Origin of the sequence: Polynucleobacter sphagniphilus (genome assembly GCF_001953355.1) — a bacterium.
GTDB classification, from domain to species: Bacteria; Pseudomonadota; Gammaproteobacteria; order Burkholderiales; family Burkholderiaceae; genus Polynucleobacter; species Polynucleobacter sphagniphilus.
This window is the reverse complement of record NZ_MPIY01000003.1, coordinates 24677-47327: the sequence shown is the minus strand read 5'-3', so window position 1 is coordinate 47327 and position 22651 is coordinate 24677. Positions and strand designations below refer to the sequence as shown.

Sequence of the window (22651 nt, the reverse complement as noted above, 5' to 3'; positions counted from 1 at the left end):
GTAGTCTAAGCCTTTCTTAAACGCCAGGCATTTAAAGTAACCGCTAAAGACGATAGTGACATGCCGATGCCAGCTACCCAAGGATTGACCCACCCCATCATGGCCGCCGGAATAGCCAATGCGTTATAAACAAATGCCCAGATTAAATTCTCTTTAATGATGAACTGCGTTTTATCAGCCAATAAAAGTGTTTTAGCCAAAGGACTCAAGGAACTGGCTGTCAAGATTGCGTCAGCACCTGCTGATGCAAGCGGTGCACCAGATCCAACAGCGATCGAAACATCCGCCTTAGCAAGCAAAGGAGCATCATTAACGCCATCGCCAATAGCCCAAACAAGGCGCCCTTCTGTTTGCAGCGCCTTGATGAAGTCATACTTATCCTCAGGACTACATCCACCACGGTAACTTGTAATGTTGAGCTTCTCAGCCCACCAAGCGACGGTGGCAAGGTCATCGCCCGATATTAAGTGAATAGTAATTTTTCTCGATTTTGCAGCATTCAATAAATCACTTAACCCCGCTCTCGGGGTATCCAAGAAAACAAAGCTGGCAATCAGGCCTCGCTCATCAACCAAGTGCACCTGCCCATATTGACCTGCAGCAGGATCTTGCATGACGCCAGTCCATGCTGCGCTACCCAAGCGATAAGCCCCACACCTTAAACCCTTACCCAATTGATTGGTGATTTCATCTCTGAGAATTGGTAGATTCAGTCGACGTAGCTGGGTGGCGCGCAATAAAGATAGAGCCAAAGGATGGCGTTGACCCACTTCCATCGCACTGGCAAGCGCGAGCGCATCTTGCTCGGTATAGTCATTGCGCAGATTCATAATTTGTGTAAGTTCTGGCTCACCCATCGTCAATGTTCCCGTCTTGTCCAACACCAGGTCAGTTGTCTTCACCAAGCCTTCCAAGACATGCCCCCTCACAATCAGCAAGCCCAAGCGGGTAACTGCGCCTTGGGCTGCAGCCATGGCGGTAGGAACGGCCAAGGACAAGGCACATGGGCAACTCGCTACTAATACCGCTACCAATACAGTCCATGCACGACTTGGATCTATATATAGCCAAATTAAGGAGGAGAGCACTGCACTGAATAACAAAAAACACACAAAATAAGCAGCCCACTTTTCAGCAAGGCTAACCATTAAAGGCTTTGCAATCAATGCCTGATCAAGAAGTGAGGCAATTCCTGCAATTCGAGTAGATTGCCCCACCGCATCAATTCTCATAAAGATTGGATTGAGGATGTTGTGGGTGCCAGCATACAAACAATCCCCCACTTTTTTATCAATCGGCTTAGATTCACCAGTTAATAATGATTCATCTACAGCACTTTCTGATTCCAACAAAATTCCATCCGCTGGAATAATCTCACCAGGAGAAACACGTAGTACCTCTCCAGGATGGCAGTTGACAACCGGAACGACTTCAATCGTTTTTAAGTCAGGATATGCCAAAGTCCGCTCGCAAGTAGCGGGCAACTGTTTTGCTAAGGCCTCTGCCCCGCCTTGGGCATCTTGCCGAGCCAACAACTCCACATAACGCGCTGCCAAGATAAATGCTACAAACATAGTGATTGAATCAAAGTAACTTTGACCCAAACCCGTCAAGAGGTTAATTGTTCCAGCCAAAAATGCGAGAGCCAAGGCTAAAGCGATTGGCACATCCATACCCAACATGTGTGTTCGCGCAAATGAATGAACACTGCGCCATGCCGATTGGAATATAGGGCCAGCTGAATACACCATCACTGGCACAGTTAAAACCCAGCTTGTCCAACCTAATAGCAGATCGTATTCGGCTGGAATACGCTCCTGACTAACATAAGTTGGCCAGGCATACATCATGACCTGCATCATGCCCAATAGCGCTACCCCGACTCTAGTGAGGAGTTGACGCTTTTCCTTTTTAGCCTTTTCTTGCGAGAGAGAAGGTTCGAATGGCCATGCCTCGTATCCAATACGCTCTATCTCAAATAACAAGCGCGCCAAACTTGTTTTGTCTGACTCATAAATCACTTTTGCTTTTTGGGTAACGTAATTAATTTGCACATCACGCACCCCCAATATCCTACGTAAATGCTGCTCACATAACCAGACACAAGCAGCACAGCGAATTTTTTCTAAGCGCAGTGTCGTCTCAAGCAATCCTAACTCACCACTTGGACGGGTATAACGCCCCCGTAAAGAGAGATCGTCATATGCCAATAAGCTTGCAGGAATTTCGTTACGAGCTAAATACTCAGCCGGCTTCTCACTACTTTGTGCGCGCCTGGCATAAAACACTTCTAGACCTTCCCCATGAATTGTTTGCGCAATTGCCATGCAGCCAGCACAACAGAAAATCCTAGAAATACCTCCGAATTGCGCCTTATATTCATCCTGCGGTAAAACCAATCCACCGCAGTGATAACAAGAGCTGGGCGCAAAAGAATCTTTCATGAATTCGTTTTCAACCTACCTGACCAACCATGACGACGTTCATAGAGAACAAATAAAACACCCCAAATCACAACTGAAAAATAAGCCCATACCCAAGAGATTTGTGAATGTTTTGAGGCGGACAGATCCAATACAAAACCAAATAGTGCAGGCCCCAGCATACCGCCACCAAATCCCATCAGGGAGTGCAGGCCCATTGCAGCGCCTTTGATATTTTCCTGAGCGCTAATCACCAGGCCAGCAGTCAGTGTTGCAGAATCAGCCATGATGAAAACAGTATGCGCTATTGCAAGCACCACAATCACCCACCAAGATTGGCCGGTGGATAAGGCGAGAACGATACCCATCACTGCGCTGCCAAGCATCACTAGGCAGATCCATTTTTGCCGACCCATACGTAAGGCCATTTCATTTCCAAGAATAGAGGAAGGAACGCCAAAGAAATTGACTAAACCAGCCAAGGTGGTAGCAGCAAAAATAAAACCATCACCGGATACAGTAGCGCAAAATCCAAAAAAGGCTACGATCCAACTGCGAGATGCAAAGAGTTCAATACAGTGGGCGGTATACCCAAATATAAAACCAGCTGCATTTTTATCTTTTAACACCTCCCGCCATTTAGCAATCGGGAAAATATCGCGCAAACGAATATGTATGGGGCCATTCCATTTTTCATGGGTAAGGGCAGGTATAAAGCAAAGAACGATCAAAAAAGCACTTAGAGGGCCCAGAGCAATCAAGCCAAAGACATAACGCCAACCCAGTCCATGCAAGATCCAGCCGGATGCTAAATAAGAGATACCTGTACCAATACCAAAAAACGCAGTGTAAAAGGCAATATGGCGCGTTAGTTCACCAGCCTGAATACGATCGGATAATATTTTCAATCCCGGCATATAGGTGCCCGCTAGACCAGCCCCATTTAACACCATAAAACAGAGCCCTGTTTTAAAGCCACTTGCAAATAAACCCATTCCAAGCAAGCCAGCACTAGCTGATAGCGCGCCAAGCAGATAGACCTTGCGTGCATCAATCCGATCAGTTAGTGCGGTAGCCAATGGAACGATCAGCATATAACCAAAAAAGAAGGCGCTTGCTATTAAACCTGACTGCAAATTACTTAATTGCCATTCCACTTGCAAGGGCATGAGAACTACTGCATAACACCCAAAACCAAGCAAGCCACAGGTTTGTGCCAGGAGCATAAAAGGGGTATACCCAATAGAGCGAAAACGCATCGTATTTATTGCTGGCTACTCTTGGGTGAATCTTGAAAACCGTTGGATCTAAAAGTAAGCACCAAGGTGTCTCGGTGTCCATAATCCCCAATTGGCTGAATTGGCGTGGACTCATGAATCATGCGTTCGTCATTCATTAACAATAAAGACCAAGGTTCAGTTAAGGTAAAACGTAAGCCAGCTGATCCAGCAGATTCAAAGATACGAGTTTCGCCACCCTTAATATTGACTCGATCAAGCAAAAATACTGCTACAAAATCAACGCCATCGCGATGAGCCCCCTCTGGAGTTGGCCTACCGATTCCATCGGTTGTATCTATCCGAAATTGATGGGCCTCGATAAACCACGTATTTACTGGCTTAAGACTGCTCAAGAGATGAGCCATTCCCAATAATAGAGATTGCCAGGCCGAATTATTTTCGACATCAGGCGAGATGGGATCGAACCACCGCTCTATCCCACCATGCAGGGCATTATAAGAAACAGACTGCCAATGGGCTCGATGTGGCACCCTCTGTAAAACGCCACTCTTAACCTCATAACTTCCATGGCGACGATAACGGTAACGCCCACCATCTCGTAAATAAGGGTCACGGGGCATACCTTCCCAGGTAACTGCAAGACTTTGGAGATCGGCTAGAGAGGTATGTGTTATTTGCGCGACACTATCAGCGCCGATGATTACATAGCCCTGGCTTTTTAAGGAGGGAATGATCTCGCCAACTGGAGTCAAGAGAGGCGCTAAGTTTGCGATAGTCATGGGCTTATTTTAGGGCAATCAGTAAGGGCTTCAATAAGCGCCTATTCATCGTTTTTAAACATAGCAGGCGTTTGATTCGCTGCGCTATATAAATTGAGTCTGACACGGACATTGGCAACATGCCCCTTTAAGTCATAGAGCTCTTTGGCATCTAAGGCAGATACCTTGATATTGTCAACACGACGCTCAATGTCAGCAATTTTTTGATAGTTCTCAATTTCCATATTCAGATTGCTAGCATTTTTTTCAACCGCCTTAAGCTCTTCGTACACTCTAGAAAGCTTTAGACGTAAAGCAAAATTTTTGATTGCAGGCACATAGGTAAATACGGGGATCAAAATAACCAAAAGAGGAATAACAATTTTGACAAAACGCCCCACCCAAACTGCAGTCCAGAATGGCAAATGACGATGCAAGAATGAGGGACCATCATTGAGGTAAATTTCTGCATCAGCCTGTAATGGAAAATCCAAGTTTTCACCGGAAGGGAATTGATGTGCTTTTTGTAAATGCGAATATGTTTTGAGAATATCGTAGGTATTGCTTAACAAAAGCGTGACCAAAGCCGGACTCATATCATCATGCCCCACTAAAGTAGCCGTAGGAGCAAGCACTGTGATATCTCGACTTGGAAGATCATGCTCAATACTTAATAAGCCGCGAGGCACATTGACTCGGGCTAAATAAGGCAAGCGCCTTGAATAAGCCTCAGCCTGATCAAAGCTCATCAGACGAATGCCTGGGACTTTGTAAAACTCTTGCAGCAAGGGCGCCTCGGCAGCGCTAACCAATATCACCACATCGAGCTCCCCCCTCTTGAATTGCTCTAGGGCTTTTTCAGGGTTTAGCATCTCCGCATGAAAATCACTTTTTTCAAGCCCACCCTCATGAAGCAATGCATTACTCAATACCAGAGTACCACTCCCGATATTACCTATAGAAACACGCTTTCCTTTTAGCTGACTTAAGACACTTAATTCGCCTTTTTCCTGAGCGAAAGACGATGGCCTATACCAAACCCACATAGGCTCATAAAACATACCTGCAATAGAAACTAAATGCGGGTACTGGGCTACGTCTGCTACCCCACCCTGAATCAATGCAAAATCAACTTTTGACTTTGGGTCACTTAAAAGTTTTAAATTATCTAAGGTGCCGCCTGTCGAGCGCACTTTGAGCTCGACACTTTCTTTGGCTAATTCTTGCTTCAGTCGTTCGCCAAAGTGGTAGTACAGCCCAGTTGGAAAGCCCGTAGCAATTTCAATCTTCTTGGGTGGTGGAATCATGATCCACAAAGCACTAAACAATAAGCCAATCAATACCAAGATCGCCACTCCAATGGCAATAGGATTACGTCGATAGCGTCGAATCATGTTCATAAGGTCTCTTTTTCTTTTAATTATGCCCGCTTCATCAGATCAGATCTCGATTCAAAAGGAGGCACAAAATCAAGATAAGATAATGCTTTTTAGGCTCTTCTGGCGATATCAATGACTACAGCACAAAATAGAGTTGCCCTCATCACAGGCGCAGGCACCGGAATTGGTAAGGCTGCAGCCAAAGCACTGCTTCAAGGAGGGTATCAAGTGGTTCTTACTGGTCGCACTCTAGACAAGCTAGAAAAGGCCATTACAGATATCGGCGGTAACAGCGAAAACTGCTTAGCAGTCGGCTGTGATGTTGGCAAGCCTGGGGATGTAAAACATCTTTTTGAATCCCTAAAAGTGAAGTTTGGACGCATTGATGTACTTTTTAATAACGCTGGCATGGGCGCCCCAGCCATTCCCATGGAAGATTTAAGCTACGAGCAATGGACTAGCGTAGTCAATGCCAATCTGACGGGAGCCTTTTTATGCTCCCAAGCAGCAATTCGCATGATGAAAGACCAAACACCCCAAGGTGGCCGCATCATCAATAATGGATCGATTTCAGCTTCAGCACCACGCCCTTTCTCGGCTCCTTATACTGCAACCAAACATGCTATCAGCGGTTTAACGAAATCCATTGCCTTAGACGGGCGACCTTTCAATATTGCCTGCGGGCAAATTGATATTGGTAATGCCGCCACTGAAATGACTGAGCGTATGGCAGCTGGTATTTTGCAGGCAGATCACTCCATCAAGGTAGAGCCTCGCATGGATGTCAATCATGTAGGGGAAGCAGTCTTGCACATGGCTCAGCTACCCCTAGAAAGCAATATTCTTTCAATGACAATTATGGCAACTAATATGCCTTTTGTTGGGAGAGGGTAGCAGTTGCGCTTAGGGAATTTCTAAAAAAGAAATCTCTACGGTCGAATCTGGTCTACCAATACTTTTAGATTCTTTGCCCCTACTTTAACAGTCTGCGTCGTCGAATAAAGATCTCCTGGCTCTGGCATTGCCTGCCCAGTCTTGGAGATCCTGACCTCAAGCGTGACCTCTTTTAAATTGGAAATCAAAGCGCTAGGAGTCATCGCCAAAGAATCATTTAAAACAAATTGCAAGGGCAGCTCTGAAGCGTGCGCCTGCATAATAGCAACAGGCATTCTGACGCCAAGTGCCTTTGCAATTACCATGACAACATAATCAGGCTTCACTTTTGATTTCAGATCAGCCTTTAACTCCACGATTCCACTCACACTTTGACTGCTTGATGAAGCCTGCTTGGCAGCACCCGGTAAATGTCCTTTATCGCGAGCCTCGGCAATCGAGCTCTCAATAATTTTTGCATCCTCAGAATTCGGTGGGAACCTCTGAACTAGATGCTCCCAAAATTGAACTGCCCCACGAAAATCATTCTTACTAAAAGCCGCCGCGCCTGCCAGCCACAGCGCCATCATATTATTGGGATCAAGTTTGAGGGCTTTATTAATCAAAGCTTGCGGCTTGCCAGTAAAATTTCCATTCGCATTATTGGCAGCCACATCAGCATAGTCGGCTAATAATTGCGGATCATTATCAATGTAAGCGCCTGCACGTTCAAACGCTTTTTCAGAATCCCCAATACGTCCCAATGCTTTATAAGAGCGAGCCAAAATGACCCAGCCTTTTAGATCGCCGGGGTTTTGCTCCATCTTCACAGAGAGTGCTGACACCATTTTTTCAACATCTTGTTGACTCATTTGTGGCCGATTGGATACTTGGGCTATTTGCTGTGCACTCCCAAGCCACCAATACATTAAGACTGCAAATAAAGGAATAAATAAACCAATTGCAATCATGGTCTTTTTAGGCGAGTGTAAGACCAACACTTTCTCTACCTCGACAGTATCCTGATGCAGGCGCTGACGAATCTCAGCAAGCGCCAGGCTGTATGTATCTTGATCGATCAGCCCCTCTTTTTGATCCGCCTCTAATTTTGAAAGCTCATCACGATATATAGCAGCATTTAATTGCTGCCGAGTAGCGCGTGAACTTTTTAATTTCCATAGATAGGGATGAAATAACCACAATAAAACTAAGGAGGTTAGTGCTGCAGCGGCAATATAAAAAGGAATCATTTTTCTTCCCGCAATAGTTCATCAATGCGTTGGTTATCAACATCAGAAAGCGATATTTTAGGGGCCGCAGTCTTTCTGCGACGTACGTATAACAAAAGGGCAATCAAACCACCAAGCAACAATACAAAAGGCCCGACCCAGAGCACCCAAGTGAGCGGTTTGACTGGTGGGCGGTAGAGCACAAAGTCACCATAGCGCTCAACCATAAATTCCCTGATCTGCTGATCCGATTTACCCTGTTGTATTTGCTCACGAATTTCCCTGCGCAAATCTTGCGCCAAATCAGAGCGTGATCCGGCAAGCGATTCATTCTGACATACCAAACAACGCATTTCTTCTGAAATAGCAATCAGACGCTGCTCGACTATCGGATCTTGCGCCAGAGGAGCTGCTTCATTCGCTAGAGATGCGCTGGCTACACTGCAGATGAAGATCGAAATTAGTAATTGTTTGATCATTACTTATTCGCTTTTCAATTTAGCGATGGTTGGATAAATCAACTTCTCCAATATCTCGGGAGTAATTGGTCCAATTTGTTTGAAGCGAATCACCCCTGCCTTGTCGATGATGTAGGTTTCAGGCACACCATAAACCCCATAATTAATGCCAACACGACCATCTGCATCAAAGGCTGAAAGTAGATATGGATTGCCTCGCTCCGCTAACATTGCAATTGCATCAGGGCGCTTATCCTTGTAATCCAAGCCAATTAATGGCGCCACATTAGCTTTTCCAAGCTCTATCAACATCGGATGCTCTTCTCTACAAGCAATGCACCAAGAGGCCCATACATTCAAGATCCATACCTGACCCTTCATTTGCTCTGGAGAGAAAGATACAGTGGGCTTAGCCAGCTGAGGAACATTAAAAGCAGGGGCTGGCTTATTAATTAATGGGGATGGGACCTCATGCGGATCCCTATTTAATCCAACCAGTAAGAACCCTATTAAAACCACAAATAGGATCAAGGGAATAATGAACTTTGCCTTCATGCCTGATCGATTATTTTTAAATTAATTCTTGATACGTAAGCGATAACGCTTATCCATTACCGCAAACAATCCACCTAGGGCCATTAATAAACAACCGCCCCAGATCCAGTCAACAAATGGTTTGTAGTACACCCGGACAGCCCAAGCATGATTATCTAAGGGCTCACCCAAGGAAACGTAAATATCCCTCGTGAACCCAGCATCAATCGCCGCCTCAGTCATCGGCATTGCCGAAGAGTCATAGTTCCGTTTTTCAGGGGATAAAATTCGCTCTACATTGCCATGACGGCCTACCTCAAAGTTGCCGCGAGTTGCTTGGTAGTTTGGTCCTTGGGCTGGCCCCACATCGATCAAACGAATCTGATAACCACCAACCATCACAGTATCATTCGGCGCCATACGCACATCTTTTTCCTCTTGATATGCACCGACCATCGTGACGCCAATCACAAATACAGCAATACCAATGTGACCCAACTGCATACCAATAAAGGAACCGGTAGGTTTACCAACCCTGACTTGACGAACAATCTGCAACACACCGGAAGCAATAATCCAAAAAGACAGCAAGAAACCCAAACCAGTCAACAGGGTGAATTCGCCCATCATGCGGGGAATCAAGATCGCCGCAACAAACGCTACGACCGCTGCGCCCCACAAACGTTTTACAAGCTGATTTAAGCTGGTACTCTTCCAATTCGCCCATGGACCAACTGCCAATAGGAATAGCACCGGAATCATGATGGGTACAAACACCGCATTAAAGTATGGAGGGCCAACCGAAATCTTGCCTAAATTTAATGAATCAATTAGCAAGGGGTAAAGCGTTCCGAGCAACACTGAACCGGAAGCAACGACCAAGAAGACATTGCCTAACAAAATAAAGGTCTCGCGAGACATTAATGCAAATGCACCACCAAGAGTGCTCTTTGGTGCGCGCAGCGCGTAGAGCAGCAAAGAAGAGCCCACTACCAGAGTAAGCAAAATCAAAATAAAGATGCCACGACGAGGGTCCGTAGCAAAGGCATGAACTGAGGTCAATACTCCTGAGCGCACCAAGAAAGTTCCCAGTAATGACATTGAGAACGCGATGATGGCCAATAACACAGTCCAATTTTTAAAGCCGCCGCGCTTTTCAGTGACCGCTAAAGAATGGAGTAAGGCGGTGCCAATTAACCAAGGCATAAAAGAGGCATTCTCCACTGGATCCCAGAACCACCAACCGCCCCAACCCAATTCGTAATACGCCCACCAAGAACCTAAAGCAATTCCAAGGGTTAGGAAGATCCACGCTGTAGTGGTCCAAGGGCGCGACCAACGCGCCCATGCTGCATCTAATTTTCCAGAGAGCAAAGAGGCAATTGCAAAGGCAAAGGCTACTGAAAAACCAACATAGCCCATATACAGCATGGGTGGGTGAAATACCAAACCAGGGTCTTGCAAAAGTGGATTTAAAGAACGTCCATCTTGTGCTGCTGGTAATAAACGCTCAAAGGGGTTTGAAGTAGCTAATACAAACAATAGCAAACCCGATGCAATCAGGCCCAATACACTCAGTACGCGCGCGATCATGAACTCATCTAAGGTTTTTGATAGTTGTGCAACCGCAAAAGCCCAGCCAGTCAGCAAGAAAATCCACAGCAGAAGCGAACCTTCGTGACCGCCCCAGACCGCACCAATTCGATAAACGGTAGGTAACAAAGCATTGGAATGCTCGGCCACATAAAGCACTGAGAAGTCATTGACATAAAAAGACCAAGTCAACACTCCAAATGCAATCGCCAATAAAGCAAATGAAATCTGAGTGGCTGGCCTTGCGAGCATGAGCCACTCTTGACGTCCTTGCTGTGCGCCAACCAAAGGAATAATTCCCTGAATGAGAGAAACCCCGAGCGCAAGAATTAAGGCGAAATGACCAATCTCAGGAATGGTGAGTTGCCACATTATTTAGCTCCATTCTTCTGGGCTTGCTCTAAGGCATGTTTTGCCTCTGGAGGCATGTAATTCTCATCATGTTTAGCCAGCACTTCAGTTGCCACAAACTGACCATCCGCATCAAGCTTACCCTGAACAACCGCTCCCTTACCTTCTTTAAATAAATCAGGCAGGATGCCTTTATAAGAAACAGGGATTTCTTTCACCAGGTCAGTAATCACAAAGTGCACTACCAATTCATCGCGCCTTAATGAGCCTGCTTTTACCAGACCACCAATCCGAAAGGCTTGACCTTGCGGCGCCTTGCCAGCAGCCACCTCACTAGGAGTGACATACAAGGCGATATTACTGTTGAGGGCATTTAATATCAGAACGGCGGCAATTGCCAATGCGCCTAAGGCACCTAAAATTAATAGCGCCCGCTTATGTCGTGGCTTCACTTCATTCCTTCTTGATCAAATTTCTCAGCACGAATTTCATATTGCAATCGCTTCACAATTGCTTGGTGACGCATGCTAATGCCAACTAACTCAGCAATTAATACGAGCGCGCACATACCAAAACTACTCCAGACATACAGGGCGTAACCACCCATGGCAAAAAAATCGCCAACTGAATCCCAAATCATGATTGGAGCGCCTTTAAATTCTTCACCCAGTCTGAATGTGATTCACGCTCCAAAATAATGACGCGCACTCGCATGAGGGCGATCGCAATCGAATACATCCAAAAACAGAGTGCCATTAAGAGCATTCCCCACAACATCGTATGCGCCATCGCTGGAGCCTTAGTCATTGAAACAGATGACCCCTGATGCAAAGTGTTCCACCACTTTACTGAGAAATAAATAATAGGCACATTGACAATACCTACTAAGGCCAAAATTGCGCCCGCTTTATCTGCACGCCTTGCATCATCAATTGATGCCTGCAAAGCCATGAATCCCAAAAAAAGAAACAATAAGATTAATTCCGAGGTAAGACGGGCGTCCCACACCCACCATGCGCCCCACATCGGCTTACCCCAAAAAGCACCCGTCCAAAGGGAGAGAAAAGCCATCAAGGCGCCCGTGGGTGCCAGTGCCTGAGCCATCATTGCCGACAGTCTTGTATTAAAAATTAAGCCGATCGCAGCCCAGGCGGCCATCACCATATAAATGAACATCGACATCCAGGAGGCTGGTACATGTACAAAAATAATTCGATAACCCTGGCCTTGAACAGCATCAGCTGGAGCTACAAAAAAACTAATCCACAAGCCAGCCACTCCTAAAAGTGTAGCTAAGACCCAAAATAATGGAATGAGCTTCCCCGCCAAGGGGTAGAACGTAGCTGGACTAGAAAATGAAAACCAATTCATCAAGCGATTGCGAGGAGATGAATACATAAGCGTTATTCAATCGCAATTCGAATGGAAGCGGCAGTAGCCCAAGGTGCAAAAGCAAGGGATAAAACCAATAATGCCGCCAATAAGGAGAAATGGCCACTTACGTCCAAGCCAACACTGGATGCAAAAACGGCACCCGCTCCAAAAATCAGCACGGGGATATATAAGGGTAAAACCAAAAGGCTGAGCAAGACGCCACCGCCCCTCACCCCCAAAGTAAGCGCTGCGCCAATAGCGCCAATCAAAGACAAAATCGGTGTACCTAGTAATAAAGCCAAAATCAACGTCCCTAAGGTCTCTGAATTCAAATCAAACTGAATTCCTATGACTGGAGCGAGCAGCACCAAAGGGAGGCCGCATACGATCCAATGCGCTGTAATTTTACCCCCCACCAACAAAACGAGTGGGGTCGGTGATAAAGTCATTTGCTCTAGAGTTCCATCGGCATAATCGCTGGTAAATAAGCGTGAAAGCCCCAAGATAGTGGCCAGCAAGGCTGCTACCCAAATAATGCCCGGCGCTATTTTGCGCAAAAGTCCAGAATCAGCTCCAATCCCCAGCGGAAATAGACTGGTCACAATGATGAAAAAGAACAAAATTGTCAGTACCTCGCTTTTGCGACGAAACACCAGCAATAAATCACGGCGAATGATTGCAAAGAAAGCGCTCATAAAGACAGCACCTTTGCATTGGGCAACGGGATGGATTGATGGCTCGTTAATACCGCCATTCCACCGCTAGCAAGATGCTCTGCAATTAAGTTGGACAGCAATTCAACCGCCCTACTATCCAAGGCATTAAAAGGTTCATCCAAAATCCAAAGCGTTGCCTTGCGAAGTAAAAGGCGAGCCAAAATGACTCGACGCTTTTGGCCGGCTGATAGGCAACTGACCGGCAAAAGTTCACGCCCTCGCAAGCCAAAGCGGCAGAGCGCGCTCAATGCCTGGTCCTGAGAAACGGCTGAGCCGTCCAAGGCCGAAGCAATCAGCACATTTTCAAACGCGGTTAGATCATCTTTGAGGGCATCACGATGACCTAAAAAGAATAACTCACGTCGGTAACTGGTTGGATCTGCCTCTATAGAAATGCCGTTCCAATCAATACTTCCTTCAAGAGGTTTTGATAGGCCGGCTAGCAATCGTAATAGGCTTGTTTTCCCAACCCCATTTTCACCGCGTACATGGAGCCACTCCCCAGCCTTTAATTGAAATCCGATGCCAGTAAATAGCATGCGATCTCCGCGCATACACGACAATCGATCTGCCTGAAAATTATGATTAATCAGTGATTCAGGCAGGGAGGTGGAAGAGAGGGTAGTCATGGATAGAAAGACTGGGCATTAAGCGCCCCAATCATTGTCCAAGAGCCTTCAGAGCCTGTCAAACCCTTAATTTCTTATTTGCCCCTAGATTAGGCTCCCACCAAGATCGCCATTGATTTATAGGGCATGTTTTACCAATTTGAAATCTGGATCCTCTGCAAACTCATTGATACTAAAGCCCAAGCTAGACATCAATTTCAACATTCCTGGGTTATTGGCAAGTACTAAGCCATCAATCTCTTTTAAGCCCTTATCACGAGCAACATCCATGATGCTCATCATTAAACGGGAACCTAAACCTTTGCCATTAAATTCATCGGCAACCAACAGGGAGAACTCACAACTGATGGCGTCTGGATTGGTAATGTATCGAGATACACCAATAATTTTTTGCGTCTCCACTGAAATTCCCTCTTCATTGACTTTTCTCTCTCTCAAAACAGCAACTAGAGCCATTTCACGGTCATAGTCAATTAAGGTAAAACGCGCGAGCATAGCTGGTGATAACTCAGAAATAGTCGCCACAAAACGGAAGTAGCGACTTTCTGGAGATAAACCACCCACCAACTCCTGCAACATCGTTGCATCATCGGGATGAATAGGGCGAATGACATACTCGCCGCCACCTTTTAATGACCATGTTTGCTCGTAACGCAAAGGATATGGAAGTATAGAAAGGTGTCCATAGGAGCCCGATTGACCATCACTTAGCGTACTAGTGCGATCAATCACAATGCGCGCATCTACAGCCACCGCACCAGACTCATCGACAATGATCGGATTGATATCCATCTCACGCAATTGAGGCAACTCGCACGCCATCTCAGAAACCCTGAGCAATATATGCTCCAAGGCTGTTATGTCTACTGCCTTGGCGCCACGCCAATCACCTAATGTTTCAGCAATCCTAGCCCGCTCAATCATGCGATGTGCGAGATACTGATTTAAAGGAGGCAATTCCATCGTGCGATCGTTAAACAATTCAATCATGGTGCCGCCGGCACCAAACGCAATCATGGGGCCAAATGGTTCATCATTCACCAAGCCAATATAGAGCTCTCGCGCTCTTTTATTTCTTACCATTCTCTGAACGGTAACTCCATTAATGCGGGCTTTAGGCGCCATGATGGCAACATTCTCAATAATATTGCCGAAGACATCTCGCACTCCTGCAGCATTCATGACATTTAATGCCACTCCATTCACATCCGATTTATGACTAATATCGGGTGAGTCAATCTTTAGAGCAACCGGATAACCCAACTGGGTTGCAATCATCATTGCCTCGTTTGCACTAGAAGCCAAGATGGTTTGAGTCACTGGTATGTGAAACGCCGCCAAGAGTGCCTTAGACTCCATCTCAGTAAGAATATTGCGCCGCTCTGAAAGGACATTCTCAATTAATAAGCGTGCCCCCTCTATATCTGGCTTAGCGAGATCCGATAGGGGTGGCGGCGTTTGCTGCAATAAAAGTTGGTTCTGATAAAAACTAGCAATATTGCCAAAGGCACCCACGGCTGCCTCGGGCGTTCTAAAGCTTGGCATGACTGCATGTGCAATCAGTTCACGCGCTTCCAGCACAGTGGAGTCACCCATCCAACAACATAACAAAGGCTTACCGATATCTTTCTTCACATCAACAATCGCCTGTGCAATTGCTAAGCCATTGACCCCTATTTTAGGAGAATGGATCACTAGAATTCCATCAATACTTCGATCATGATTCGCCGCCTCAATTGCAGCAGCATAGTGCTCAGGAGTGGCCTCTTCAGATAGATCAATTAGGTCAGATAGGCTGGCATTAACGGATAGCTTTGACTTAAGAGCTTCCATCGAGTCAGCGGACAGCTTGCCAAGCTCAAGACCAATCTCAGAAATCCAGTCTGCCGCTAATACGCCAGGTCCACCGCCATTGGTAATGACAGCCAAATGCTTACCCACAGGACGATAGCGCGATGCTAAACATTTCGCTGCAGAAAATAGCTCCACAAAAGAACTCACCCTGACTGCACCCGCTCTTCGCAAGGCTGCATCAAATACTTCATCACTACCGACAATTGCCCCGCTATGCGTTTGTGCAGCCCGATTGGCTGCGGCCTTTCTGCCCGCCTTTAACACCACTACAGGCTTCGCTCTCGCCGCCGAACGGAGCGCACTCATAAATGCCCGTGCATTGATAATGCCTTCCATATAAATCACAATGCTGTGTGTATGCCCATCAGAAGCTAAATAATCAAGCACTTGAGCAAGATCCACTTCAGAATGAGGCCCAATAGAAGTAACGATTGAAAAGCCAACCTGATTTTGCGCAGCCCAATCCAAAATAGATGCGGCCAAAGCACCAGATTGAGAAACCAATGCCACCGGGCCAACACTTGCTAAAGGCCCAATGACACTTGCATTCAAACCAAGCAATGGATTTTGAAATCCCAGGCTATTTGGACCGAGCATATGTATGCCATGACGACGCGCAGCTTGCGCTAAAGCCTGGGCTAACTCATGCGAAACACCAGATCCAAACGCCAGGACCGCCCTACATTTCATGCGTGCGGCCATTTCTAAAGTACTCAACATATCAGCTGGCGCTACAGAAAGAATGGCTAACTCAGGGTGTGCCTTTCCAGGCCCCACCAAGGTATCGGGCAAACAAATATCAAAATAAAAAATTGGTCCCTCAAAATGACTCGATCCCAAGATCTCCAGTAAGGCTCTCGAATAATCAACGCAGTCATCACCTTGAGGCGATCCTGTGAAAACAGCAATGGATTTTGGCTTAAATAAATAAGAGAGGTAATGCTGATCCATAGTCGCTTTATTTCCAGTTTTGAACAGGTTCAGTATGAAGGCATTTAAGGCATAGTAATTTGATTTAAAGTAAATTGGACAGCACTGCGATAATAAATACGGACAGCAAGAGCCAAAAGCCCGACTAAAAGTTTCTAAGGCATCTACAAGGTGGTTTAGAAAGCAAAAAGCCACCTCATCGGGTGGCTTTTTACCCTACAACTACAGAAAAATTACTGCTTATTCACTGCTTCGATTGCGATCAGGATAGTGACATCATCGCCAACAGCCGGTACATATTTAGCCATACCAAAATCACTGCGCTTAACCTTAGTTTCCGCGTTAGCACCACAAGCATCAACGCCACTCATTGGATGCTTTTTGCAAGCAAAATTGGTAATGTTGAGTGTTACTGGCTTGCTTACGCCCTTCAATGTCAAAACACCTTTCAGTGCGACTGGTTTATCGCCCTTGAAAATCATGTCATCAGACTGAAAAGTGGCCGTTGGAAACTGAGTGGTAGATAAAAAATCTTCGCCTTGGATGTGACCATTAAAGACTGCAGATCCAGTATCCACAGACTTGGTATCGATCGTGATATCTGCACTCCCTTTTTTTGCAGCTGGATCAACAGTGACCGTACCAGTAACCGTATTGAAACGACTAGTCTGATTGGAATACCCAAGATGGTTATATTCAAACTGAGCAAAAGTATGATTTGCTTCAGCGGTATAAGTTACTGGGGCGGCAATGGCTGTCATACTCATGCCAAGGGTTGCAAATAAAGCAATAAGTAATTTGGATTTCATTCATTTCTCCGTTAATAAAAAGAATAGCTAAATTAAGATTTATTTCTGATTTAAAACTAAATGCACTTTGACCGGAACCTCATTTGCTACTGCAGAGGTGTCTGACCAACTTCCTGAACCTAAGGCGTACTGCAATCTTAGTAACTGAAAGTTAGCATCAAAGATCATTTGCTTGCCCTGCACATGGTAAGCGGCACTAATCAAAACAGGCTCGCTCTTGCCCTTCATAGTTAATACACCATGAATTTCCAACTTTCCAGCGCCCAAATTTTTGACTGACTCACTGACAAAATTAGCGGTGGGAAAGCTTTTGGTATTAAACCAATCCTTACCTTTAGCCTCTTCTTGCAATTCCTCACCTCCTGCAGTAAAGCTGGCAATATCTATCGCTAAGCTAGCCTTCGCTTTTTCTGGTTCATCAGGATTAAAGGTAACCTTGCCAGAAAACTTGCCAAAGCTTCCACTTAAGTTCGATCCCATTAGCTTACTAGCAAAAGAAATCTTACTTTTAGCGATATCAATTTCTGAGTATTGGGCAGCAAATACCTGGATTGCAAAAAGGGTAGCCGCTATCGCCACCGAAGCTCTTAAGGTCGATGCAAAATAATTTTTCATATTAATCCTTCTTCTTGCTACAAGAGCAAAACGACATACGAGAAAGCAAACCGTCTTTATCGATAAATTGATGCTTTAGCGCTGCAAGCACATGCAAACATACCAGAGCAACCAAAATATCCGCTAGGTACTCATGCAAGTCTTTCAGTTGATGTCCCAAAGCTTTATCTTTAGACAGTAGATCGGGCAACTCAAATAATCCAAAATAATTTACTGTATAGCCTTTAGCAGAGCTCATCAGCCATCCAACTAGGGGTATTACCATCATCAATAAATAAAGGGCAAAATGGGTTAATTGCATCGCCCGCTCTTGCCAGACTGGCATTTTTATTTCGAGTTGAGGTGCAAGGTGCGTTGCCCGCCAAACTAGGCGCAGTATCACCAAAAAAAATACCGTCACCCCAAGCCACTTATGCCAACTATACCCAGTAATGCGCGCAGGACTCAAAGGCATATCACTCACAACTATCGCAATAGACCAAGTTACCACAATAATTGCAGCCATTAGCCAATGAAATGCCACCGAGATTGGGTTATAGCGAACGGTACTCATTAGCCACGCAACTGCTTTGTAATTTTCGCGATACGCTCGCCATACAAACGAGCCGTCTCTAGGTCACCCTTATTGACCTCGTCAGCACTGGCATCGGAAGGGGTTTGCATCATCGCGCCCGTAGATGATCCAACATAATTGACGTCATCGCGCTTTGCCGCCTTTGAATTTGAAGGCATTAAGCCAGTGCCAACCCATAGACCAGAATGCTGCATCGCCAATGTAAAGAAATAATGCAAAGAGGAATGCTTGTCACCATTCATAGTGGCTGAATTTGTAAATCCGCCAAATACCTTGTCTTTCCATTGCTGGGTAAACCACTGCTTTGAGCTTGCATCAGCAAATTTCTTAAATTGCCAACTCACTGAACCCATATAGGTTGGAGAACCAAAAACAATTGCATCTGCTGCATGCAAAATTTCCCATTGAGCATCTGTTAAGTTACCTTCGGCATCAATTGCAATTAATGTACCTGCAGCCCCATTAGCGATCGCTTCGGCTTGTTTAAGGGTATGGCCATAACCACTATGAAATACAACGGCGACTGTAGTCATTCTCTTATCCTCACTTGAATTTAAATTAAAAAATGCTGTTTAACTTCTTTAAAGCATGTTGAATTTCCACATTCTCTTCATTCGATAATTTAGAAAACGCTTGATTCAAAAAATCTAAATGCTCGGGGAACACTTTTTCAAATAACTGTTGACCCTCTTTGGTCAGGGCAATCAATTGACTGCGACCATCCCCAGAATTTGCCTCACGAAAAATGACCCCTTTAAGCTCTAAACGTTCAAGCACTCCTGTAAGAGTCCCCTTAGTTACCAGGGTCTTCTCCCCCAACTCCTTGCATGTCATGGGCGGTTGATTTCCCAGCGTAGCAATGACATCAAACTGAGTCATCGTCAAACCCAAAGCCTTTATATTCGGCGCTGAATAACGCTCAAAGGCTTGGTAGACAATAACTAAGTCTCTTAAGGTTGGTAAAAAGTTCACTGTTTGCTAATTTAGTTCGTATTAGAACTATTTTAGTACTAACTCGAACTAAATGCAAGCCCCATTAAAACTGGACCGTTTGACCCTCTGTCATCGGCACAATTTTGATGCTACTGCCCTTCATAGCCTCTTGAAATTCAGCCAAAGTCCCTTTGGTCATCGGATTGGAGTTGTAATGCATTGGAATCACCATCTTGGGCTTAATCCAAGTGCGTAGAGCGTATGCCGCATCAGCTGGACCCATTGTGAAATTGCCCCCAATAGGAACCATCACCAAATCAGGCCTGTAATGTTCGCTAATAAATTTCATATCACTAAAGAGGCCGGTATCACCCATATGCCAAATCTTGAAGCCATTTTCAAGTTCAATGATGTAGCCTACTGGTTCTCCGGCAGGATGCGCCTCTGGTTTATTGGTTGCTGGATTCTTCCAAACTAATAATGAGGAGTGATCGGCGTGCACTGCGGTCACCTTGATACCCGGTGCTGGCGTTACTTGACCAGACTTATTAAAACGATGCCCAAGCTCGGCAGGCAAGATGCCAAGGGTAATTAAAGGCGTCACCATATCAGCTGGGCCATAGAGCTTAATGTTATTTGTCTTAGCTACCGTAGGGGCATCACCCAAATGATCTACGTGAGCATGGGTTACCAGCAAAACATCGATGGGGCCAATTGCAGATAAATCATTTTTATAGATCAACGGGGTTTTGGGTCCTTCTGTGATCCACGGATCTATCAAAATCATTTTCCCCTCTGGGGTCTTAATCCGAAAGCCGGCCTGGCCAAACCAGAGAACGTCTGTTTTGGCTGTTGCTGAAGCGTCTACCGCCTGCACATAAGAAGCCATTCCGAACAAAGACAGGGTCAATAAACCCGCCTGAATCATCTTTTTTGTTGAACTGAACACGCTGCGCATACGCTATCTCCGATTGTGAATTGGTTATTCAATCAGAAAAGGATAACGCAGAATCCACTTTTGAATCGGTGCGGCAACGCACCAATTTACGCAAAGAAATTGAAGTTGGGTGTGCGCCCCATTAAGAGCGCATTGAAATAACCTTACTTGCTGCTGGCAGGCTTGCTAGGTAAGGACTGCAGGGTCTGAGCATCGTTTAATTGCTTATCCACCAGATAGAGTGTGCCGCCATAGTTTGCTTGCAAGTCATACCCAGAGAGGCCTACTGTATAGAAGGTAATTTCAGGATTAAAAGAGCGAATCTCTCCGCCAGACCCAGCTGAGAAATTGGCATCCACATCCACGCCACCCTTTTGTCCATCAATGGATGTCAACAAAAATTGATCAATTGCGCCAGGTGTTTTAAAGAAGATGATTTGATATTGCTCTTGATAACCAGCACCAACACCTTCACCTGTTTTGAGAGCGTCCATGAAGACAGGATCTTTACGGCGCTTGTCATACAAAACCCCTTGGCCCCTGGCAACCACCAACAATACGATATTGACATTGGTAGTATTAAATACTGCATAGCCTGCAGATTCAGAAATGAGTTTTTTAGCGGTAGGATCTTGCTTGAGAAATGCCGCCAAACCGGTCTGGGCCATTTTGATACTGGCATCCCGCTTTTGCACAATCTCGGTCGGGGTGAGCGGCTTACCATCTTTGCCGGTAGATTGGCATCCGATTAACAAAAAGGAAAGTGCAATGAGGGGGTAGGCAATTATTTTCATGAAGACATTGTCCAACTATTTAAAGTTGGATATTCCAATTTATTTCCAAAAGAGCGAAAGTTTTTGAGCTTGCCCAGAAGCAATAGAGACTGAGCGCTTTTGCTCTACACCCTGATAAGCAGCCTGAATCAGGTATTGACCGGGATCTAGGTTGATCAAAATATATGGTCCCTCCGCCACAGCATCAAAGACCAGCCGCTTGCCATTAAAAATACTAATGCGGGCACCAAAAATCCAAATTCCCCTGCCGCCATCGAGCTGCGAAAGCTCCAACATGAGAGGCCACTCTTTGGCTTCTGCCAATATTGAGTCGGCCTCACCCTCACCCACACCACCTGAAATATAGGCAACTCCCATAGAGTGTTGTGTATCTGGAATTTGCCCATATGCAATTTGGCCAATAAAACAAGACAGGCTCAAAAAGCTGGTGGCCAATATATGTTTAATCAATTTCTGATTCATTGTCATTCTCCATTAGGGGGATGCAAAACGGGAACATTTATCCCTTTTATCTTAATGCCAACAGGAGACATTGAGCCCAATTCATTATAAAAAAACCCCGTTAAAACGGGGTTCTCATTTACGTCCGATGTGAAGTCGACAGAATCACGGAACCAAAATAATGGCGCCAGATAATTTTCTACCCTCAGCAGCTCGATGCGCATCAGCAGCCTGCTCCAGCGGAAATCTACCACCAATTTCAACCTTGATTTTGCCGCTTTCAATCGCATCAAAAACGGCTTTAGCATTTTCTTGAAATAGTGCTGGAGTAGCGTTGTGCGGGAATACAGAAGGTCTCGTTAAAAAGAGGCAACCTTTTTTATTCAGGATATCCGGGTTAATGTCAGGCGCCGGCCCTGAAGCTGCGCCAAACAGAGCTACCGTACCAAAAGGAGCCGTGCAATCTAAAGAGCCCATAAAAGTGGTTTTGGCAACAGAGTCATAGACCACATTCGCCTTACGACCACCAGTGGCCTTCAATACCTCTTCAGGCCAAGTGGCATTTGAGTAATCAATTACCGCATCGCATCCCGCCTCCTTAGCAGCAGCAAACTTGGCTGGAGAACCTACCGTACCAACCACAAACGCGCCCAATGCCTTTGCCCAACTCGCTAAGATTTGACCGACCCCGCCAGCAGCAGCATGAACCAACACCACATCACCTGCTTTAACTTTATAAGTTTTTTGCACTAAATATTGTGCGGTCATTGCCTTAAAAAAAATCGCTGCTGCCGCTTCATCCGAAACCCCTTTGGGAATGGGAACTAGTTTTTCTGCAGGTACATTACGAGCGCTGGCATAAGCACCGAGGCCAGCATTCATATACATGACATGATCACCGACTTTGAAGTGTTCAACACCCTCACCAACAGCTTGAACAATACCTGCCGCCTCGTGACCTAAGCCAGTAGGCAAATCCAATGGATACACTCCCGAGCGTTGATAGACGTCGATGAAGTTAAAACCAATCGCTGTTTGGCGTAATTGAACTTCGCCCTTTGCTGGAGGCGGCAGTTCTTTATCAATCAACTTAATTACATCTGCACTACCCATTTCAGTAAGACTTACTACGCGTGCTGTTGTCATGTGTCACCTATTTATTTTTCTTGAAAAATAATCATACATTAAGCCATTCATTCCCGTTTA

24 protein-coding genes are annotated in these 22651 nt (G+C 45.6%); 1 reads left to right on the top strand and 23 read right to left on the bottom strand.

Translation table 11 applies throughout. The features are described 5' to 3' along the window. Positions 1-5: 5 nt before the first annotated feature. Genes BOQ04_RS03935 through BOQ04_RS03920 form a run of 4 tightly spaced genes read right to left on the bottom strand, consistent with a single transcriptional unit; the run spans position 6 to position 5822 of the window. Positions 6-2444, bottom strand: a complete 2439-nt coding sequence (locus BOQ04_RS03935) for a heavy metal translocating P-type ATPase (RefSeq protein ID WP_076023486.1) — start codon at positions 2442-2444, stop codon at positions 6-8. Then, entirely contained in the window at positions 2441-3682 is a 1242-nt protein-coding gene (locus BOQ04_RS03930; protein WP_076023485.1) for an MFS transporter, read from the bottom strand. The genes BOQ04_RS03935 and BOQ04_RS03930 overlap by 4 nt, the downstream gene beginning before the upstream one ends. A 5-nt stretch (positions 3683-3687) precedes the next feature. Next, positions 3688-4443, bottom strand: a complete 756-nt coding sequence (locus tag BOQ04_RS03925) for a 2OG-Fe dioxygenase family protein (RefSeq protein ID WP_076023484.1) — start codon at positions 4441-4443, stop codon at positions 3688-3690. A 41-nt stretch (positions 4444-4484) separates the two neighbouring features. Next, on the bottom strand, positions 4485-5822 hold the full coding sequence (locus tag BOQ04_RS03920; protein ID WP_076023483.1) for a TAXI family TRAP transporter solute-binding subunit: 1338 nt from the start codon (positions 5820-5822) through the stop codon (positions 4485-4487). Between the two features lie 111 nt (positions 5823-5933). Between BOQ04_RS03920 and BOQ04_RS03915 the strand changes: the two genes are divergently transcribed. After that, positions 5934-6695 carry an SDR family oxidoreductase gene (locus BOQ04_RS03915; RefSeq protein ID WP_076023482.1) on the top strand — a complete coding sequence of 254 codons (762 nt, stop codon included), beginning with the start codon at positions 5934-5936 and terminating at the stop codon, positions 6693-6695. Positions 6696-6730: 35 nt separating this feature from the next. Here the strand turns inward: BOQ04_RS03915 and ccmI are convergent, their stop codons facing one another. From ccmI to BOQ04_RS03820, 19 genes are all read right to left on the bottom strand, one after another. Further along, positions 6731-7924, bottom strand: a complete 1194-nt coding sequence (gene ccmI / locus BOQ04_RS03910) for a c-type cytochrome biogenesis protein CcmI (protein WP_076023481.1) — start codon at positions 7922-7924, stop codon at positions 6731-6733. After that, positions 7921-8382 (bottom strand): cytochrome c-type biogenesis protein, encoded by a 462-nt coding sequence (locus BOQ04_RS03905; protein ID WP_076023480.1) that lies wholly within the window; start codon positions 8380-8382, stop codon positions 7921-7923. Before BOQ04_RS03905 ends, ccmI begins: the two co-directional genes overlap by 4 nt. Before the next feature lie 3 nt (positions 8383-8385). After that, positions 8386-8916 (bottom strand): DsbE family thiol:disulfide interchange protein, encoded by a 531-nt coding sequence (locus BOQ04_RS03900; RefSeq protein ID WP_076023479.1) that lies wholly within the window; start codon positions 8914-8916, stop codon positions 8386-8388. A gap of 21 nt (positions 8917-8937) precedes the next feature. Continuing rightward, a complete protein-coding gene (locus BOQ04_RS03895) occupies positions 8938-10860 on the bottom strand; it encodes a heme lyase CcmF/NrfE family subunit (RefSeq protein ID WP_076023478.1) in 1923 nt (640 codons plus the stop codon). Further along, positions 10860-11291: a cytochrome c maturation protein CcmE gene (gene ccmE, locus BOQ04_RS03890; RefSeq protein ID WP_076023477.1), complete on the bottom strand. Its 432-nt coding sequence runs from the start codon at positions 11289-11291 to the stop codon at positions 10860-10862. Before ccmE ends, BOQ04_RS03895 begins: the two co-directional genes overlap by 1 nt. Further along, entirely contained in the window at positions 11288-11479 is a 192-nt protein-coding gene (gene ccmD / locus BOQ04_RS03885; protein ID WP_076023476.1) for a heme exporter protein CcmD, read from the bottom strand. The genes ccmE and ccmD overlap by 4 nt, the downstream gene beginning before the upstream one ends. Beyond that, entirely contained in the window at positions 11476-12210 is a 735-nt protein-coding gene (gene ccmC, locus BOQ04_RS03880) for a heme ABC transporter permease CcmC (protein WP_233126627.1), read from the bottom strand. Before ccmC ends, ccmD begins: the two co-directional genes overlap by 4 nt. Before the next feature lie 32 nt (positions 12211-12242). Next, positions 12243-12908, bottom strand: coding sequence for a heme exporter protein CcmB (ccmB, locus tag BOQ04_RS03875; RefSeq protein WP_076023474.1), 666 nt, complete (start codon positions 12906-12908; stop codon positions 12243-12245). After that, positions 12905-13558 carry a cytochrome c biogenesis heme-transporting ATPase CcmA gene (ccmA, locus tag BOQ04_RS03870; RefSeq protein WP_076023473.1) on the bottom strand — a complete coding sequence of 218 codons (654 nt, stop codon included), beginning with the start codon at positions 13556-13558 and terminating at the stop codon, positions 12905-12907. Before ccmA ends, ccmB begins: the two co-directional genes overlap by 4 nt. Before the next feature lie 117 nt (positions 13559-13675). After that, positions 13676-16363 (bottom strand): bifunctional acetate--CoA ligase family protein/GNAT family N-acetyltransferase, encoded by a 2688-nt coding sequence (locus BOQ04_RS03865; protein WP_076023472.1) that lies wholly within the window; start codon positions 16361-16363, stop codon positions 13676-13678. A 212-nt stretch (positions 16364-16575) separates the two neighbouring features. After that, positions 16576-17151, bottom strand: a complete 576-nt coding sequence (locus BOQ04_RS03860) for a YceI family protein (protein WP_076023471.1) — start codon at positions 17149-17151, stop codon at positions 16576-16578. A gap of 39 nt (positions 17152-17190) precedes the next feature. After that, positions 17191-17766, bottom strand: a complete 576-nt coding sequence (locus BOQ04_RS03855) for a YceI family protein (protein ID WP_076023470.1) — start codon at positions 17764-17766, stop codon at positions 17191-17193. Between the two features lies 1 nt (position 17767). Continuing rightward, on the bottom strand, positions 17768-18319 hold the full coding sequence (locus tag BOQ04_RS03850) for a cytochrome b (RefSeq protein WP_076023469.1): 552 nt from the start codon (positions 18317-18319) through the stop codon (positions 17768-17770). Then, entirely contained in the window at positions 18319-18873 is a 555-nt protein-coding gene (locus BOQ04_RS03845; RefSeq protein ID WP_076023468.1) for a flavodoxin family protein, read from the bottom strand. The genes BOQ04_RS03850 and BOQ04_RS03845 overlap by 1 nt, the downstream gene beginning before the upstream one ends. 25 nt (positions 18874-18898) lie before the next feature. Then, positions 18899-19312, bottom strand: coding sequence for a MarR family winged helix-turn-helix transcriptional regulator (locus BOQ04_RS03840; protein ID WP_076023467.1), 414 nt, complete (start codon positions 19310-19312; stop codon positions 18899-18901). A 64-nt stretch (positions 19313-19376) separates the two neighbouring features. After that, on the bottom strand, positions 19377-20231 hold the full coding sequence (locus BOQ04_RS03835; RefSeq protein ID WP_143742150.1) for a metal-dependent hydrolase: 855 nt from the start codon (positions 20229-20231) through the stop codon (positions 19377-19379). Positions 20232-20374: 143 nt separating this feature from the next. Continuing rightward, positions 20375-21004 carry a lipid-binding SYLF domain-containing protein gene (locus tag BOQ04_RS03830; RefSeq protein WP_143742149.1) on the bottom strand — a complete coding sequence of 210 codons (630 nt, stop codon included), beginning with the start codon at positions 21002-21004 and terminating at the stop codon, positions 20375-20377. A 39-nt stretch (positions 21005-21043) separates the two neighbouring features. After that, on the bottom strand, positions 21044-21466 hold the full coding sequence (locus tag BOQ04_RS03825; RefSeq protein ID WP_076023464.1) for a hypothetical protein: 423 nt from the start codon (positions 21464-21466) through the stop codon (positions 21044-21046). A gap of 144 nt (positions 21467-21610) precedes the next feature. Beyond that, positions 21611-22591, bottom strand: a complete 981-nt coding sequence (locus tag BOQ04_RS03820; protein WP_076023463.1) for a quinone oxidoreductase family protein — start codon at positions 22589-22591, stop codon at positions 21611-21613. Positions 22592-22651 lie beyond the last annotated feature (60 nt).